The sequence below is a fragment of the Flavobacterium gelatinilyticum genome (assembly GCF_027111295.1).
GTDB classification, from domain to species: Bacteria; Bacteroidota; Bacteroidia; order Flavobacteriales; family Flavobacteriaceae; genus Flavobacterium; species Flavobacterium gelatinilyticum.
On sequence record NZ_CP114287.1, the window covers coordinates 4,460,153 to 4,477,989 of the forward strand.

Sequence of the window (17,837 nt, forward strand, 5' to 3'; positions counted from 1 at the left end):
AGCTCGATATTTTGTTACAAAGGCAGGTCTCCTGGCTTGCGTTTTGTTGTTGACCTTCCCATTCGCTTGGGGGCGAGCAGTGGTGTTGCAGTTACAACAAACATTCTTTTAGAACTAAGCTTACAGTTGCGGGTACAGCTCAAGATTTTACTTGATTCCCTTTTAATGTGTTTAATAAAAACACAACCTTAATTTGCTGCAAAGATAAAGTTAAAAATATTGAATATTCAAAATTTGTTTCACTTTTCGCAACAATCTTTAAAACAACGAAAAAAATTAGAAGTTTATTTTAATAACTTGTCCGAAATTTACTTTATTTTCAAATGCATTTTTTAGCGGTAATGAAGTCTGATGACACAAAATACTTCTGATAATTCCGGCATGTGCAACAATAACAACAGGATATTTTGTTTTAAAAATTTTATCTTTTAAAAAGTCTCCGGTTCTTTCATGCAGCTGTAAAAAAGATTCACCGTTTGAAACGGGAATATTCACAAAATCTTCCATCCACGGATTAAGTTCTTCAGGCGGAATTTCGTTCCAGTTTTTCAATTCCCAGTCGCCAAAATTCATTTCCTTCAAACGTTCATCTTCTTCATATGAAATAGTGCTGATGTTTTCCCGGATATGCTTTGCCAGAATGACACAACGTTTTAGCGGACTGGTGAAAATATGGGCTTCAGATGGCAGTTCGGAAATAATTTTAGTAAATATTTCCTCAAATGGTTCTGCAATATTTACATCCGATTGTCCGTAGCAGATTCCTTGTTCGCAGATTGTTTCGGTGTGTCGGACTAGATAAATTTCCATATAAAAAGAATACTTAGGTAATACATAACTTCGCAAACCTGTTGTGTTGCTCCAAGACAGTCTCCGGTATAACCGTCAATCCATTTTTGGAAATACCCTGCCAGAAAGTATCGTGTCATAAAAACCGGAATTAAAGCTAAAAGGATTTTTAAGTCGAAATAAGAGAAAACGGTTAAAGGAATTAAACCAAACAGAAATGCCCCGAGAATTTCTTTCCAGGTATGTTTTTTTGCAATAGGTTTGCTTTTACTCGAAGCATCATCTCTTGAATATTCGTGCGTAAAAATTATGCTTATTGCTGCCAAACGGCTTAAAGAATGTCCAGAAACAAATAGAAGGTAAATTAGTATATAATCGTGATTTGCAAAAAGCGCAATACTTTCTGAAAGTAATTTAAATTTAAGAAGAAAAAGCAAGACCAATCCAATGGCTCCGTAAGCGCCAATTGCACTGTCTTTCATGATTTTCAGAATCTTTTCTTTTGTCCATCCGCCTCCAAATCCGTCGCATACATCAGCAAAACCGTCTTCATGAAAAGCTCCTGTGGTTAAAACAGAACTCACAATAGCAAAAATAACAGCAGTTTCTGTTGAAAGAAAAAATGAAAAAAGATAAAAAGCAAGAAATGAAATAGTCCCGACAATCCATCCAATAAAAGGAAAATATCTCGTTGCTTTGTTTAGATAATCAGGATCATGAGTAATGTTCTTTGGACATGGAATTCTGGTGTAGAACATCAAACAGGTAAAAAATATATGGAGTTGTTTTTTCATCAAAAAAATAAGGGTTTTTAAATTGTACACTGAAAACTGGAACTGAACGCTATTTCTTACTAACTCCTGCGCTTTCAAAACTGGCCATTTCATTCAAAAAAGCTTCAGCCGATTTTAAAATCGGAAAAGCAACCGCGCAGCCCGTGCCTTCGCCCAGGCGCAGATTAAGATTTAAAACAGGTTTTGCTTCAAGATAATTCAATAAATTTAAATGCGCTTTTTCGGCAGAACAATGACAGAAAACAGCATTTTTCATGATGTTCGGATTTATTTTATAAGCAATTAAAAAAGCCGCAGTACAGATAAAACCATCAATTAAAATGAGCATTTTATTTTCGAAAGCGGCGAGTATGCCGCCAGCCATCTGTATAATTTCAAAACCGCCAAAATAGGCAAGCTGCTGTTTTAATTCGGCCTGACCGGAATAATTATCGAGCGCTTTTTTCAGGATATTTTGTTTGTCGAGAAGTTTTTGATCGTTGATTCCGGTTCCTCTTCCAACACATTCTTCGATTGGCAGATTGGTTAAAAGGCTCATTAAAACAGATGCTGTTGAGGTATTTCCAATTCCCATTTCACCAAAGCCAATGCAGTTAGAACCAGTTTTGGCAATGTTTTCGACGATTGATTTTCCTTTGTCAAAACAAAATTGCAGTTCCGTTTCGCTCATTGCCGATGTGTGCAGGAAAGATTGTGTGCCTTTAGCAATTTTGGCATTAATTAATTTAGCATTCGTTGGAAAATCGTAATTAACACCCGAATCTACAATTGACAGATTAATATTGTTTTGATTGCAGAACACATTTATAGCAGCACCGCCTTCGAGAAAATTATTCACCATTTGACGTGTAACATCCTGCGGATAATCGCTTACACCATGATTGGCAATTCCGTGATCTGCTGCAAAAACGACAATATTAGGGTTTGTGATTTTTGGGTTTAAAGTTTCAAAAACAACTGCCATCTGGTAAGCCAGTGTTTCCAAAGTTCCCAAAGAGCCTACGGGTTTTGTTTTCGAATCTATTTTTTCCTGTAAAAGCTGCCTGAAATTTGTGGAATTTTCGATTTTTGATTTTGGTTCTAAATCAATTTCAGGAATATTTATTTTATGGATTTCGGTGATTTCAGTTGAAGCTGGAGCTTCCGATTTCTGTTTCCAGCGCAATTGCTGCAACATGGGCTGACTGCCATAATTCGTAGCCGGTTTTCCAATGCAGAAATAACCCAGTGGTTCTATATTTTCAGGTAAATCGAGGATTTTTTTAAACTGATGATAATTCAGGATCGAAACCCAGCCCATTCCATAACCTTGTTCGGTAAGCGAAAGCCAGATATTCTGGGCCGCACAAACTGAACTGAATTTAACCGCCTCATTACTGCCGATAGTACCAATCGTAAACTGATTCAAAACCGAACGATCATACGCAATAATAAGCCCGATTGGCGCCTCTTCGATAGCTTCTAGTTTCAGCGATTTGTAAAGTTCCTTCTGTTCAGGATTATCGGTAAGTTCTTCGGCTTTTTTATTGTAATCTAAAAACAGGTTTTTAATCGCACTTTTTACCTCATCTGATTTTATAATATAATATCGCGTTGCATCGGTCAGTCCAACCGAAGGAGCCCAATGTCCGGCCTGTAAAGCTTTCTCGATTACTTCGTCAGGAACCTCATCGGTTGTAAAATGACGCGTGTCGCGTCGTGATTTTAATATGTCGTCCAGATTGCTCATGTTGTAAATTCCATTTTTTAAAATTCCAAAGCAGTGACAAAATTCAATATCAATGATAATTAGAATATCAAATTCGATCTTTTGATTAAGGTGTTTACGTAAAGATAATTTACCTTATTGGATTTTGAATTTAAAACTTAGAATTTTCTCCCTTTATTTTGACCGGAATCCCTGATACCATCAAAACCACCTCATCGGCGTTTGAAGCCAGAAACTGGTTCATCCAGCCTTGTAGTTCTGTAAATTTTCTTCCAATTTCGGTTGCGGCATGAACGCCCATTCCAATTTCGTTGGTTACAATAATAAGTGTAGTGTTTTCCTGATTGGCGATAGAGAGGAATTCTTTTTTAGCTTCCTCAAGACTTAGCGAAACATTATTTTTATGATCGACAAAAAAATTGGTTAACCAGAGTGTGACGCAGTCAATTAAAGCGGTTTTTCCAGAAAAGTCAATTTCGCTTAGATATTTTTCTTTTTCGATATTCGTCCAGCGATCGTCGCGTTCCTGCTGGTGGCGGTCGATTCGGTTTTGAAAATCAGAATCCCATTTTCTGGCCGTTGCTACATATATTGGAGAATCAGAAAGCTGTAAAGCTAAATTTTGTGCATAGGTGCTTTTTCCTGATCGTTCGCCTCCGGTGATGAGATAAATCATTTATAATGGTTAATTGTTGTCTATTAATTTATTGCATCAGAAAGATTTTTGGAATTTTTAAAAATTCTAACCAATAAACAGTTTCATTAGCTTCCTTCTGAGCTATGGCAAATTTATGAATAAAATCGCTTTTGCTTTCAGCATGTTCAGCTTCTCTAATAATACCGGTTCAGGATTTTAAAAGTTATTTAGGAGAATAAATTCTTTTTTGTTATTCTCACTGCAAAATCAAAACTCTTGTTTTTAACAATGTTGTTCTTCGTAGATTAACGACTAACAATTAATAAGGACAATGCCTGCACTTATTATCGCAGCAAGTTCCTCTTTTAAGATGAAACCAGGTTTTGAAGACATAATTGCCGTCTTCGATATAATAGTCGATTCCTTCAATTAATTTTTCGGTTTTGGGTAAGAACCTTGCCTTGTTTTTAAGGGCATTTTTAGGAGTAATAGTTTCTAGATAGGCATCGATTTTATCGCCGCAAGCTTCTTTGAAACAGTCAGGACAAAGGCAGTCGCCTCCTTCAGAAAGATTGAAAATAGGTGGGTAATCGTTGCACCAGCATTTGTTTTCAACAGAAATATCGCCGCAGCCAAATTTGGATTCACAGCTGGAGCAGACTTTTATTTTTGTGGTATTCATAAAGGTAAAGATACAGTTTCTTTGTTTTTGTAAGAATAAAGGTAAATAAAAAATTTAGAAAATGCTTTACCTTTGTTCCTATTGAAAACGCAAAATATGAAACATTTATTCCCCAAATTGATTTTTATTGCTTCTTTTTTTATTTTGACCGGATGCAAGAAGAATGAAACAACCGAAGCTGTTAAAACAGAAAATGCAAAAAACAGCATTGAATACGCTTCAGGGCTTTCTATAGTGAAATATGACGATTATTCGGTGGTAACGGTTTCAAATCCGTGGCCAAATTCAAATAAAAATTTCAAATACATATTAAAAGAAAAAGACGCCGTAGTTCCGGACAGTCTTCAGGCTTATACCTTAATTCAGGTGCCGCTGGAATCTGTAGTGGTGACCTCTACGACCAATATTCCGTTTTTGGAAATGCTCGAAGTCGAAAATAAATTAGTTGGTTTTCCGCACACCGATTATATTTCTTCTGAAAAAACAAGAGCACTTATTGATAATGGTTCAGTAAAAAATGTGGGACAAAATGAAAAGCTGAACATCGAACAGTTAATCGAATTGTCGCCGGATCTAATCGTAACTTTTGGAGTCGACAACAATAATCCGATGCTGGATAACCTGAAAAAAAGCGGGTTACAGGTTTTAATTCAGGGCGACTGGATGGAACAATCGCCGCTTGGAAAAGCAGAATGGATCAAACTGTACGGGGCATTATTTGGAAAAGAAGAGAGAGCAAAAGAATTGTTTGATAAAATTGTAGACAGTTACAATCAGGCTTTAAAATTAGTAAACGATAAACCGGCAAGTTCAAAAGTACTGTACGGTTCAATGTATGAAGATGTCTGGTATGTGGCGAAAGGGAACAGCTGGGTGGCGCAGTTTATGAAAGATGCCAAAGCGAATTATTTATGGGCCGATTTAAAAGGAACAGGAAGCGAAGGTCTCTCTTTTGAAAAAGTACTGGATAAAGCCAAAACAGCAAATGTATGGATTGCTTCGGGTTCTTTTAAATCTCTGGACGAATTGCAGAAAGCCAATACGCATTATGGTGAATTTGATGCTTTTAAAAATAAATATGTATATAGTTTTGAAGGGAAATTAGGAGCAACGGGAGGAACCGTTTATTATGAACTGGCGCCAAGCCGTCCTGACTTGGTTTTAAAGGATTATATAAAGATTTTTCACCCGGATTTATTAGCGGGTTACGAATTTACTTTTGCTTCAAAACTGAATTAAATTGGCGAGTAAAAAGCGAAATACCATTTTATTTGGCGTTTTGGCCATTGGACTTCTGCTGATGTTTTTTGCAAGCATTAGTTTAGGATCTGTTACCATTCCGCTGAAAGAAGTTTTTACGAGTCTGACAGGCGGGCATGCCTCAAAATCGACGTGGGAATATATCATTATTAATTATCGTCTGCCAAAAGCCATTACTGCGGTTTTGGTAGGAACCGGACTTTCGATCAGCGGACTTTTAATGCAGACTTTATTCAGGAATCCGCTTGCAGGACCTTATGTTTTGGGGCTGAGTTCCGGAGCAAGTCTGGGGGTCGCTTTTGTAATTTTAGGAGCAGGATTTCTTCCTTCTTTTTTAAGCGTAATTGCTTTATCGCCTTACGGTATCGTGATCGCTTCAACTTTAGGAAGTACTTTGGTTTTGCTTTTGGTTCTGGTAGTTTCACAAAGATTACGGGATACAATGGCAATCCTTATTGTTGGGTTAATGTTCGGAAGTTTTACAACAGCTATTGTAAGTGTATTAACGTATTTTAGTACAGCTGAACAATTACAGAAATTTACTTTCTGGTCAATGGGAAGTCTGGGAAATCTTTCCTGGTCAACTATAGGAATTTTGACATTTAGTGTTTTAATTGGAATGCTTTTAAGTGCCGGAAGCATCAAACCCTTAAATGCTTTGCTCTTAGGAGAAAACTATGCAAAAAGTATGGGATTGAATTTTAATAAAGCAAGATTGATTATCATATTTGCCACGAGTATATTATCGGGGGCAATTACAGCATTTGCAGGGCCAATTGCTTTTATAGGATTAGCAGTGCCTCATATTGCCAAACTGACTTTTCAAACCAGTAATCATACCATTTTGTTTTGGAGTACTTTGTTTTTTGGCGCGATTATAATGTTATTTTGTGATATTGTTTCACAAATGCCGGGATTCGATGTTACGCTTCCAATTAATGCAATTACATCTATAATTGGTGCTCCGGTTGTAATCTGGTTATTGATCAGAAAAAGTAATTTTAAGTAAAAACTTACTTTTTAATATTTAACTTAGTGCTTTTTTAACACATAGGAACATAGTTTTGAAAGCGAAGTAAAAGACGTTTCACTTTTTTAAACAATCATAGCTAAGCGTATTAACTAGGTTTCTCTAAAAGTTTGTAATGATCACACAGAAATATTTAAATGATTTAAGTTACCAAATAATTGGTGCTTCTATTGAAGTTCACAAAGCAATTGGAAAAGGATTACTTGAAAATGTTTATCATGAATGTCTAAAAGAAGAACTCAGACATCGAAAAATTAATTTTTTAACAGAAATGAAAGTTCCTTTGGTGTATAAGAATAGAGAATTAAATGCCGATCTGAGATGTGATTTATTTATTGAGGATTGTTTAGTCGTTGAATTAAAAGCAACATCAGAAATAACTGCAATACATGAAGCCCAACTTATGACCTATATGAAATTATTAAAAGCACCAAAAGGACTTATTGTTAATTTTAACTGCTTCAATATTTTTAGAGAAGGACAAAAAACATTTGTAAACGAATATTTTAGATTACTTCCAATTTTATAATTAGAAGCATGCGATTTTCAAAATAGAAATAGCGGCAAAGTATAAACTCAAAGCTTATGTGTAATTTATAAGTAAATTTTTCTAAGCTCCGGTAAAAATAAAACCTATGTCTCTATGTGTTAAAATAACAAATTCAAAAATGAACTCTATTCTCTCTACTTCAGATCTAAATATCGGATACAAATCCAAGAAAGGAATCACGACCATTGCTGAGAATCTAAACCTGAATCTCGCTTCGGGGAAACTCATTACTTTGATAGGAGCAAACGGAATAGGGAAGTCGACCTTACTGCGAACTCTTACCGGAATACAAAAGCCATTATCCGGAAATGTGTATTTAAATGATAAAAACATTTCAGAGTATCGGCCTTTAGAATTGGCGCAGAATCTCAGTTTGGTTTTAACCGAAAAACTGCCGCCCAGTAATCTTTCTGTTTTTGAATTAGTTGCTCTAGGGCGCCAGCCTTACACCAATTGGGTAGATAAATTGTCTGATGAAGATATTGCAAAAGTTCACGAAGCGATGAGTCTGACTCAAATCGAACATTTAACTTCAAAAAAACATTTCCAGATTAGTGATGGTCAATTGCAGAAAGTATTAATTGCAAGAGCTTTGGCTCAGGACACACCATTAATTATTTTGGACGAACCCACAACTCATCTTGATTTGCTTCATAAAGTTTCCTTATTCAAACTATTAAAGAAACTAACTCAGGAAACGCAGAAATGCATTTTGTTTTCAACTCACGATATCGATTTGGCGATTCAGTTAAGCGACGAAATGATTATGATGACGCCGGAAAATATCACACAAGATGAACCTTGCAATTTAATTTCAAACGGAAGTTTCAGCAATTTATTCAAAGACGAAAATATTGTTTTTGATGCTGAAAAAGGAAAGTTTTTGATTAGTTAAATAATTGGCATCCTGCAAGGTTTTTCAAACCTTGTAGGTTTAAATACAGAATGCTAATGAAAAACATCCCTGCAAGGTTTGGAAAACCTTGCAGGGATTAAGAAAGTTATTTTTTCAATCCAATTTGTCTTTTCGCTTCTCCAACTACAAAGGCAACCGAATTGGCAATATTAAAACTGCGAATGAGCGGTGACATCGGAATAGTTAAATGATTTTCGAACCTCGCCATAAATTCTTTGCTTAAACCCACGCTTTCCTTTCCGAAAACCAGCCAGTCGCCATCCTGAAATTCATTTTCCAGATACGATTTATCAGAATGCGAACTCATTAAAAACACACGCGAATGATCCGGAATCTGCTGTATCCATTCTTCAACATTTTGATATTCGGTTACATCGAGATGAACCCAGTAATCCAGTCCGGAGCGTTTTAGATTTTTATCATTAATAACAAATCCAAAAGGATGAATTAAATGGAGACGGCTTTCTGTGCCAACACACAATCTGCCGATATTTCCGGTGTTATTTGGTATTTCCGGTTCTACAAGAACAACGTTTAGCATTTTTTTGTTGAGTTATGAGTTATCGGTTAAAAGTTATCGTTTGCAAATTTTCTAATTATCACATTATCAAATTGCCGCATTTTCTAATTCTCTACATTAAAATTGGCAACTTCCAGAACTTCTCCGGCCTTTAGATTTTGCAAATATACATTTCCAATTCGAACACGTACCAAACGCAAAGTGGGAAAACCAACTGCAGCAGTCATTTTTCGAACCTGACGAAACTTTCCTTCGTTAATCGTAATAGATGCCCAGGAAGTGGGACCGTGGCGCTCGTCCCTGATTTTTTTTGCCCGCATACCAAAGTCGGGAATCTCTGTTACTATAAAAGCAGAGCACGGTTTGGTTTTGTATTTACCGCCTTCAAAACCTATTTCGACACCTTTTTGCAGTTGTTCAATAGCTTCGGGAGTAATAAGGCCGTCAACCTGAACATAATATTCTTTTTCTACTTTTCGGCTTCTTATCTGTTCGCTTACTTTTCCGTCGGTTGTGAGTAAAAGCAGACCTTCAGAATCTTCGTCAAGTCTTCCAATTGCCATTGTTCCTTCGGGAAAATCATGCAATTCACCCAGGAGCTTTTTCTTTCTTTTTAATTCATAAATAAATTGACTCAGATAGCCGTAAGGTTTAAAAAGAAGGAAGTGTCGGTGCATTTTTAATTTTTTGCAAAGATAGCTTCTTTACTAAAATTAAAAGTTAGTTTCTTTTCTGATTTCTTCTTTTTAAGCATTGGTAAACAAACCGGACGGCAGTAACAGCAAAAATGATTACTAAAACCGGATAATAAGCGGCAAAAAATCATGAGAATAACTTCCTGATACAATGTAAACAGAAGCGATAAATTAGGCATTCGACCAGCTGGTTTTGATTTTAAAGAATCTCATTATTGATTGTTTAAAGTGTTTGTAATAAAGACAATAAAGGTTTAGAGGACGAAAATTATAAACTAAAAGCAATGTTAAACCATTTAGTTTTAAAATTTAGAATTCGTAATATTATAATAGAAACACAAAATAATAAGGATATGGAAACGAATAATTTAGGCTCTAAAAAGATAAACGGAGTCCAGAAAGATATAGACGAAACAAAAGGAAAAAACATTTCACACGATGGCAAATCAGATGATGCCAATTTGAAAAAAGAAGTCGTAACGGATGAACAGGGAAACAAAACAGCAGTTGATCGTGCCCGTAACGAAAATGAAGATATCAAAAAGAAAGCAAGCGAAATTGATCCGCATAATCCAAATGCAAATCGGGGTGTGACAACAGAAGAAGAAGCCAGTAAAACGGTTGAAAATAAAGACAGAAACTCAGATATTGAAGCCAACCGGTATCCAAACTCCCATCCTGATAATCATAAGGACAGAGGGAACATGAAACTGGATGAAGAAAAGTAAAACACTACGAATTTTTTGGGAAATAAAAGTAATATTAAAATCAAATAACATTTGATTAGCATATCGAGTTAATGTTATGATAAACTCAGTTTTTTAATGAAATCGATGAATTTTATCTTCGTAAATTTAAAGAACAATTTAAAAACATAAAAAAATGGCACTTTTAGAAAACAAAGTAGCTTTTGTGTCTGGCGGTGGTTCCGGTATAGGACGCGCGGTTGCAGAAGCATACGCCCGAGAAGGAGCAAAAGTTGTACTTTCAGATATTAATGTTGAACATGGCGAGGAAACTGTAAAAATTATAAAGGATAATGGAGGTGAGGCTTTTTTTGTAAAAGGAGATTCATCAAGTGCAAGTGATAATAAACACATGGTTGAGGTAACGGTTTCTAAATACGGCCGACTTGATATTGCCTGCAATAATGCGGGTATGGGCGGACCTGCAAAACCAACCGGAGAATATGAACCGGAAGCATGGGACAAAGTAATTGCACTTAATTTAAACGGTGTTTTTTATGCCTGCCGTTATCAGTTAGAACAAATGGAAAAAAACGGCGGAGGAAGCATTGTTAATATTGCCTCGATTCATGGTCAGGTTGCGGCACCGCTTAGTCCGGCTTACACGGCTTCAAAACATGGAGTAGTAGGTTTGACTAAAAATATTGCAGCAGAATATGCTCAGAAAAAAATTCGCTGCAACGCTGTTGGTCCCGGATATATCGAAACCGCTTTGTTAAAAGACAATCTGAATAACGATGCCATGAATGCTGTTGCAGCAAAAGCGCCAATGAACCGTTTAGGAACAGCAGAAGAAATTGCAGAACTGGTACTATTCCTGAGTTCTGAAAAATCTTCATTTACTACCGGAAGTTATATAATTGCAGATGGAGGTTATACTGCAGTTTAACTTTTTAAATATATATTGAATTAGAGCAAAGCTGTCTGATAATTTCAGGCAGCTTTTTGTTTTTTTATAGAAAAAACTGTTTGATACGAGTGAAAAATCGTTCTTATTTTATTCTTGGAAATATTTTTTAGAAAATAACTTACAATAAGTTTAAGTTTTTGCAATATTCCCTTAACTTTAAACAAAGTAAATTTGAATTCAAAAACTTTATTCTTAAAAACGTATGAAAAACAAGTACTCTTTACGTCATTTAATGACTTTTTTAGTTTTTTTCTATTGCTCTTTTATAAGTTTGACAGCACAGACAATGCCGGCACCTCAGGCCTTGCCTTACAGTCAGAACTTTGACGGTTTAGCTGCTTCATCTACAACATATCCTTTAGGATTTCAGGGATGGACAGCCAGCACCTCTCCAAACTCTTCTTTTAATGTAAGCGGTACTTTAGTCGCAAATAGAGATTTAACAGCCGGCAGCACTGCCGCAACAACCAGTGGTAATTTTCACAATTACAACGGGAAAATAGGTTTTTTAAATACAGGATCTTTAGACTTAACTATTGGTTTTGCTTTTGATGCCACTAATCAAACCGCAATTCAGGTTCAGTATGATGCCATGACAATTCGTAATCCGTACGGTTTAGTGTCCGGAAGCACAACATCAGAACGTGTAAACGAATTGGTTTTACAATATCGTATAGGAACAACGGCAGCTTTTACTTCATTGCCGGAAACAGCTTACGTAAACAACAATGTACAGCAGACAGGAGCGGTTACACTACCGCAGAATGTACAAAACATAAAAATTACATTACCGGCAGAATGTAATAACCAGCCGGTTGTGCAGATTAGATGGATTTCGAGACAAGTTTCAGGAGGGGGATCACGTCCTTCATTTGCAATTGATAATATTATCGTGGGCAGTGATGTTACTGCTCCGGTTACAGTTACAGGTTATCCAAAGGCAGATAATATCTTATCTGAAAGCTTTGATTTTGTAAATAAATTAAATGAAGCAGGAAAAACATATTTTGTATTAGTACCAGGTGGAAGTGCAGAACCGACAATTACGCAAATAAAATCAGGTCAGGCTGCAGACGGAACTACAGCTTTACAATCCGGAGTTTTAGATATTGCCAATGCTTCTCAGGAATTTACGAAAACTTTTGCCGGATTAACGCTAAATACGGCTTATTATGTTTTTTCAGTTTCGGAAGATTTATATGGAAATGTGCAGACAACCGTAAGTAAAGTAGATGCTTCAACCTCAAGTGTTGCAATTCCTTCTTTATCGACAAGCGCAGCTTCATTAGATTTAGGTTTTTCAGAATCAAATTACGATTCAGACATTTTAAGCTATCAAATTCAGGGATCTAATCTTAGCAGTGATGTAGTAGTAACTTCTTCTGCAAACTTTACGGTTTCAAAAGATAATATCACATTTGCTTCCTCTTTGGTATTTGTGGCGGCAGATTTTGCTTCAAATGCATCGCAGACTGTATATGTAAAATTTACACCGGATAATGTTGCATCTTTTTCAGGAGCAATATCTCACGAATCAACCGGAGCGGCTGCAAAAACAGTTGAACTTAGCGGTATTGGAATCAATCCGTATGTGCAGGGGTTCAATGATGTGAATGTATTATCTAACAGCGGATGGACACAATACAATGTTTCGGGACCTATTAATAAATGGACTTCGACTACCGTTGCAAGAAATGTAAATTCAGGAACCGGAGCCGTTTTAATGAACGGTTATTCAGATAACGGACCTAGTAAAGACTGGCTTATTTCGCCAAAATTACGATTGAATAATTTTGATGCATTGGCTTTACTGTCTTTTTACTCCCGTAAATTTTATGCCGGACCTTCTTTAAAATTAGTGGTTTCAACAGATTATGACGGAAAAAGCAATCCTGAAACAGCAGTCTGGGTAGAATTAAACGGTAAATTTCCAACTTTGACAGGATCGTACGTTCAGTCTCAATATATTGATTTAAGTGGTTTTAAAACAGATCATACGTATGTTGCTTTTGTTTACGAAACAACAGCAGGCGGTACAAACAACGCATCAGAATGGTCTTTTGATGATTTTGCGATTACAAATGAAACAGGTTACGTAGATGCAAATCCGGTTTTAAATTTTGGTGATGTAAGTCCAAATGCATTTTCAGAAAGTCAGTCATTTATTCTGAAAGCAGAAGGTTACGGAGATATCACCCTTACAGCTCCGGCAAGTTATCAGCTGTCATTAGACAATATCTCATTTCAGTCAAGCGTAGTGGTAGAAGCCACAGAAGTGGCAAATAACAAAACCGTTTTTGTACGTTTTGCACCAACAACCAAGCAATTAACAATTTCGGGATCTATACATGTTACAGGAACTTCTTTGAGTAAAGAAATAGGGGCACTTACAGGTTCTTCGTTACCAAAAGCCGATACTTTTGATGTAGTAACATACAATCTTTCTTTTTTTGGAACTGATGTAATAGGAAGTGACGGAAAAGAATTTGGTCCTGTTGATGATGCTTTGCAGATCGAAAACGTGGCTAAAGTAATGAACAAATTAGATGCTGACGTTTATGCGCTTCAGGAAGTATCAGACGATCCGTCTATCGATATCTTAATCCAGAAAATAAGCATTAACGGAAAAACATTCGACAAGAAAATCTCAACTTCATGGTCGTATTCTTTTAATGCTCCTCAGGCAGATTTCCCTCCTCAAAAATTAGTTGTGCTTTACAATACACAGACTACTTCGGTAAAAAAGACCAGAGTAATGTTTAAAGAATTTTATGATGAAGTACGTAACGGAACTAAAACTCTGGAAAATTATCCGGGCGGCACCGGCAGCAGTTTCTTCTCTTCAGGACGTCTTCCGTATCTGGTAACCCTTGAAACTAATATTGCAGGTGTAAAAAAAGAAATACAACTGATCGATATTCACGCACGTGCGAACAGCGGTTCAGACATGGGACGTTATAATATGCGTAAATACGATACACAGGTTTTAAAAGATAGTTTAGATGCACATTATGCTAATGCAAACTTAATTATTTTAGGAGATTATAATGATGACGTAAAAGCATCTGTTATTGCTGGCCAGCCTTCATCATACGAAAATTTTGTAACCGATACAGATAATTATAATGCCCTTACTTTAGGCATCAGCCAGGCGGGAGCTTACAGCTTTTTAAGTTCAGGCGGATTTCTGGATCATATTATGATTTCGAATGAATTAGAAGATGAATACATTCAAAATTCAACAGCTGTGTACGATCCTAGAAATGATATTGCAAGTTATACAACCACGACTTCAGATCACGGTCCGGTAATTGCCCGTTTTGAATTAACAGCAGATGTATTGTCAACACCGGATTTTGGAACTAAAAACGGATTCTTTGTAAAAGCTTATCCAAACCCGGCACTGGATGTTTTAAATTTTGATGTAAAAACAAACGATACTAAAAAGCTTAAATTAAGACTTTACGACATAAGCGGACGTGTATTAGGAAACCCTCTTGAAATTACAAGCAGTCAGGAAGTTTCTAATACCGTAATAGGAGTTCGTGATTTAGCACCGGGACTTTACATTTATACTTTATCAGAAAACAATAAAGTAGTTTATAAAGATAAAATCCTGAAAAAATAATCAAAGAGAGAATCTAATTCATAAAAAAAGCAGTTCAATTTGAACTGCTTTTTTGTTTTATTGTGGTCTGCCAAATAATTCGGCAGCACGTTTTATATCTAAATTATCAGAAACAGCTAAGAAATACGCTGACTGCCATTTTTGAGTTTTCTGTGCCTGTCTGCTCGTTGTTTCGTCCCACGGAGGATAAACTCTCGTGGCTCTGATTCCTTCCTTGGTTTCAGTCGAAAAAATTTCTTTTTGTAATAAAACAGCTTTCGGAAAAATAAACTGACCCAATAAATCGTCTTTTTTAACGCTGACGATAACAAAATCTACAGCATCAGAATAATCAAAAGGTTCAATAATTCCGGTTTGATTTCGTTTCCATAAAGTTACAAACTGACCGGTTTTTGCGGGTGTAATTTTGGCTGATCTGAATTTAATCCGGCTTTCGCCGATTTGAAAATTATAAGCATCGTATTCCTTACTTTCTTTTTCAGGCTGAGGTTCAGAACAATCAAAACCACAGACATCGTAGACGAATTCTTTGGCAGTGCGTAAATTTTCAGGAAGAAGCTCAGAATTTTTCCAGTTTGTTATAATTGACATTTAAAAGTACTTTTTTTCAAAAATACAAAAAACATCAATTTAGAAATTTACGTTTAACCCAAAATTAAAACCCCATTGAAACTGGTTGAAAGACTGGTTCGTTAACGGATTAGCATAATAATTAACGGCAGGTTCTACGAAAACATTGGTTTTTTTGTAAACGCGGTATTGCAGTGTACTGCTCAGTGTAGAACCGTAAACATATTCGTTTGCATTCATGTTTTCGCCAATCGGATTGCCGTCTATTATGGCATTATTCGAAATCAGTTTGCCTACAAAAGCACCTGTATTTAAATTAATACTGGCTTTATTTCTGTTAAAAATAGAGTACGAAACCTCCAAAGGCATTTCGATATAACGTAAATTCTGATCTAAACTTCCGGTCTGGATATTTTCACTTTTCAAAGCCTCTTTTGTACTTTCTGAAATAAGCATAAAATTGCTGCTCGTGGCAACCTGAGGTGTAACAGGATTTTGCATATACTGATCCGTCGCTGAAAAAAGAACCTGATTTCGTGCGCTTACATACGAAACATTTGCCACTGTCTGTCCCAGTTCATTAATTTTAAGTCCGGAACCTACAGCCCATTTTTTGTTGATTTTATATTGTGTTTTTACTCCGTACGAATTGCTTTGTCTGGAATCGTTTACATTTCCAAGTGTTTTGTTATTCTTGTAATTTTCAGAATTGGCCACTCCGGCAAAAACCTGCAGCGCCCATTTATCTTTTTGCGATGCTTTCTCTTCTTTGTCTTTTTTATCTTCAGTACCAGCGATGCCTTTTTCCAGATTTTGAAGTTCCAGAAGCTGTAAAGAATCTTTTTTGCTTAAAACATTTTCAGTCGCTGCCAAATTGGCTTTCCCGCCTGATTTTGCGTTTTCGGCTGTATTTTTATTTTGAAACTGATTTTCTTGTTTTTTTGCCGTGTGGTTTAATTCCGCCGAATTCAGATTTTTGTTTGAAACTGAATTTGAAGAATTAAAAGCAACCGAATTATTCTTTGAAGGCGAAAGATTCTCAAAAACAGAATTTGAAACCTGATTTTTTTCGGTTGTATTAAAACCATTTTGTTTTGACGTAAATGTTTTTTCAGCGAGAATTTTATCTGCATTCTTTCTTTCCTTATCTGATACTATATTTTTAGAACCCGGATTAAAAGAAGCAAATGAATTTTGAGCATTGTATTGATTTGAAATTCCTTTTTTATCATGCAAAATTGTACTTTTTGATGCCGAATTTGCTGTATTCTCTCTCGCAGGAACCAATTTAGTATTGCTTACTGCATACTGGCTTGCAGGAGCTTTTTCGTTATCTGTTTTAGATTTGTAAACAGAATTATTTTCTTTGTTTTCAGAATTTTGCTCAACAGCGGTTTTTACCCGAATTGAATTTGATTGTGTATTATGTGATGGATTGATTGTTGTTTCTGATGATGAAATTTGATTTTGATTTTTTTCAGTTTTCGGAACAAGACTTCTTGTTTTTTCAGTTTTTTCCGGATTGTTTTCTTCTGCTACAGAGTTAGCGGCAGGAACGTTTTTGTTTAAGTTTTGAATGTTTGTATCAGAGCTGAAATGTAAAACAGAAGGAATTGTCAAGCCTAATAATAAGCATGCCGCTGCAGACCACCAAAGAATAGCTCTCTTTTTCTTTTTAGGTTTGTCTAATTTTTCTTCAATCTGGCTCCATAATTCCGGAGGGGGAACGCTGGAGTAATTTTCCATTGATGAAAAAATATCTTCTATTTTCTGCCTTTTCATGCTGTCTTAAAATTTTTTATGCTCAATATTCTTTTTTGCAAAATATGCTTCGCCCGATTTAAATTTGATTTTGATGTTCCTTCAGAGATTTTTAATAAATCGGCAATTTCTTTGTGTTTCATTTTCTCGAAAACGTAGAGGTTAAAAACCGTTCGGTACTGATCTGGTAAATCCCGTATGTATTCGAGTAATTTTTCGTGTTCGATGGGTATGATGTCCAGTTCTTCTTCTTCAACAAAATCCGTATCCGGATCAAAAACATCCAAAAAGAAACTTTCTTTTTTCTTCTTGTTTAAGGTTTCAATAAGCTTATTGATAAAGATTCGTTTCATCCAGCCTTCAAAACTGCCTTCGAACTTGTACTGGCTTATTTTTTGAAATACAATCACGAATGCCTCCTGAAACACATCTTTGGCGTCGTCTTCATTCTTCATATATTTTAGGCATATTCCATATAAAACAGGGGAGAACAACTGATAAATTTTCAGTTGTCCTTCTCTGTCATTTTTAATGCATAGCTTAATATATTTTTCTAAATCGTCTTTCAAAAAATCAATTAATTTGGTTTTGCAAAAATAGTTTTAATAAGCTTACAAAATTAGCTTTTGTAAATTGTTTTA

The 17,837-nt window shown here is 35.8% G+C and carries 17 protein-coding genes, 1 pseudogene and 1 riboswitch; of the genes and pseudogenes, 7 read left to right on the forward strand and 11 right to left on the reverse strand.

Annotated features, from left to right (window positions below; all coding sequences use genetic code 11):
- Positions 1–4: 4 nt before the first annotated feature.
- A riboswitch (cobalamin riboswitch) is annotated at positions 5–206 on the reverse strand.
- A 70-nt stretch (positions 207–276) separates the two neighbouring features.
- The 6 genes and pseudogenes from OZP11_RS19175 to OZP11_RS19200 form a co-directional block, all read right to left on the reverse strand.
- Positions 277–810: a histidine phosphatase family protein gene (locus tag OZP11_RS19175; RefSeq protein ID WP_281232115.1), complete on the reverse strand. Its 534-nt coding sequence runs from the start codon at positions 808–810 to the stop codon at positions 277–279.
- Entirely contained in the window at positions 795–1,583 is a 789-nt protein-coding gene (locus OZP11_RS19180; protein WP_281232116.1) for an adenosylcobinamide-GDP ribazoletransferase, read from the reverse strand. Before OZP11_RS19180 ends, OZP11_RS19175 begins: the two co-directional genes overlap by 16 nt.
- Before the next feature lie 49 nt (positions 1,584–1,632).
- The gene (gene cobT / locus OZP11_RS19185; protein ID WP_281232117.1) at positions 1,633–3,312 is read right to left on the reverse strand and encodes a nicotinate-nucleotide--dimethylbenzimidazole phosphoribosyltransferase; all 1,680 of its coding nucleotides are present in this window, start codon (positions 3,310–3,312) and stop codon (positions 1,633–1,635) included.
- A gap of 130 nt (positions 3,313–3,442) precedes the next feature.
- Positions 3,443–3,967, reverse strand: a complete 525-nt coding sequence (gene cobU / locus OZP11_RS19190) for a bifunctional adenosylcobinamide kinase/adenosylcobinamide-phosphate guanylyltransferase (protein ID WP_281232118.1) — start codon at positions 3,965–3,967, stop codon at positions 3,443–3,445.
- A gap of 28 nt (positions 3,968–3,995) precedes the next feature.
- Positions 3,996–4,182 (reverse strand): annotated as a pseudogene (locus OZP11_RS24890) (four helix bundle protein).
- A gap of 65 nt (positions 4,183–4,247) precedes the next feature.
- The gene (locus OZP11_RS19200; protein WP_281232119.1) at positions 4,248–4,610 is read right to left on the reverse strand and encodes a C1orf53 family protein; all 363 of its coding nucleotides are present in this window, start codon (positions 4,608–4,610) and stop codon (positions 4,248–4,250) included.
- Between the two features lie 96 nt (positions 4,611–4,706).
- Between OZP11_RS19200 and OZP11_RS19205 the strand changes: the two genes are divergently transcribed.
- The 4 genes from OZP11_RS19205 (at position 4,707) to OZP11_RS19220 (ending at position 8,345) form a co-directional block, all read left to right on the forward strand.
- The gene (locus OZP11_RS19205) at positions 4,707–5,849 is read left to right on the forward strand and encodes an ABC transporter substrate-binding protein (protein WP_281232120.1); all 1,143 of its coding nucleotides are present in this window, start codon (positions 4,707–4,709) and stop codon (positions 5,847–5,849) included.
- Between the two features lies 1 nt (position 5,850).
- Positions 5,851–6,879, forward strand: a complete 1,029-nt coding sequence (locus OZP11_RS19210) for an iron ABC transporter permease (RefSeq protein ID WP_281232121.1) — start codon at positions 5,851–5,853, stop codon at positions 6,877–6,879.
- A 136-nt stretch (positions 6,880–7,015) separates the two neighbouring features.
- A complete protein-coding gene (locus OZP11_RS19215; RefSeq protein ID WP_281232122.1) occupies positions 7,016–7,429 on the forward strand; it encodes a GxxExxY protein in 414 nt (137 codons plus the stop codon).
- Between the two features lie 139 nt (positions 7,430–7,568).
- The gene (locus tag OZP11_RS19220; protein WP_281232123.1) at positions 7,569–8,345 is read left to right on the forward strand and encodes an ABC transporter ATP-binding protein; all 777 of its coding nucleotides are present in this window, start codon (positions 7,569–7,571) and stop codon (positions 8,343–8,345) included.
- Positions 8,346–8,451: 106 nt separating this feature from the next.
- On the opposite strand, the gene OZP11_RS19225 is transcribed toward OZP11_RS19220, so the two are convergent.
- Both OZP11_RS19225 and OZP11_RS19230 read right to left on the reverse strand, forming a co-directional pair.
- Positions 8,452–8,907, reverse strand: a complete 456-nt coding sequence (locus OZP11_RS19225) for a tRNA (cytidine(34)-2'-O)-methyltransferase (RefSeq protein WP_281232124.1) — start codon at positions 8,905–8,907, stop codon at positions 8,452–8,454.
- Between the two features lie 83 nt (positions 8,908–8,990).
- The gene (locus tag OZP11_RS19230) at positions 8,991–9,563 is read right to left on the reverse strand and encodes a pseudouridine synthase (RefSeq protein ID WP_281232125.1); all 573 of its coding nucleotides are present in this window, start codon (positions 9,561–9,563) and stop codon (positions 8,991–8,993) included.
- Positions 9,564–9,934: 371 nt separating this feature from the next.
- On the opposite strand from OZP11_RS19230, the gene OZP11_RS19235 reads away from it, so the two are divergent.
- The 3 genes from OZP11_RS19235 (at position 9,935) to OZP11_RS19245 (ending at position 14,865) form a co-directional block, all read left to right on the forward strand.
- Complete coding sequence (locus tag OZP11_RS19235; RefSeq protein ID WP_281232126.1) at positions 9,935–10,309, forward strand: hypothetical protein; 375 nt, start codon at positions 9,935–9,937, stop codon at positions 10,307–10,309.
- A gap of 154 nt (positions 10,310–10,463) precedes the next feature.
- A complete protein-coding gene (locus OZP11_RS19240) occupies positions 10,464–11,216 on the forward strand; it encodes an SDR family NAD(P)-dependent oxidoreductase (RefSeq protein WP_281232127.1) in 753 nt (250 codons plus the stop codon).
- A 223-nt stretch (positions 11,217–11,439) separates the two neighbouring features.
- Complete coding sequence (locus OZP11_RS19245) at positions 11,440–14,865, forward strand: T9SS-dependent choice-of-anchor J family protein (protein ID WP_281232128.1); 3,426 nt, start codon at positions 11,440–11,442, stop codon at positions 14,863–14,865.
- Positions 14,866–14,922: 57 nt separating this feature from the next.
- Here the strand turns inward: OZP11_RS19245 and OZP11_RS19250 are convergent, their stop codons facing one another.
- The 3 genes from OZP11_RS19250 to OZP11_RS19260 are packed head-to-tail and all read right to left on the reverse strand — an operon-like array spanning position 14,923 to position 17,765.
- Entirely contained in the window at positions 14,923–15,456 is a 534-nt protein-coding gene (locus tag OZP11_RS19250) for a MepB family protein (RefSeq protein WP_281232129.1), read from the reverse strand.
- A gap of 39 nt (positions 15,457–15,495) precedes the next feature.
- A complete protein-coding gene (locus tag OZP11_RS19255) occupies positions 15,496–17,217 on the reverse strand; it encodes a hypothetical protein (RefSeq protein WP_281232130.1) in 1,722 nt (573 codons plus the stop codon).
- Entirely contained in the window at positions 17,214–17,765 is a 552-nt protein-coding gene (locus tag OZP11_RS19260; RefSeq protein ID WP_281232131.1) for an RNA polymerase sigma factor, read from the reverse strand. The genes OZP11_RS19255 and OZP11_RS19260 overlap by 4 nt, the downstream gene beginning before the upstream one ends.
- Positions 17,766–17,837: the final 72 nt, after the last annotated feature.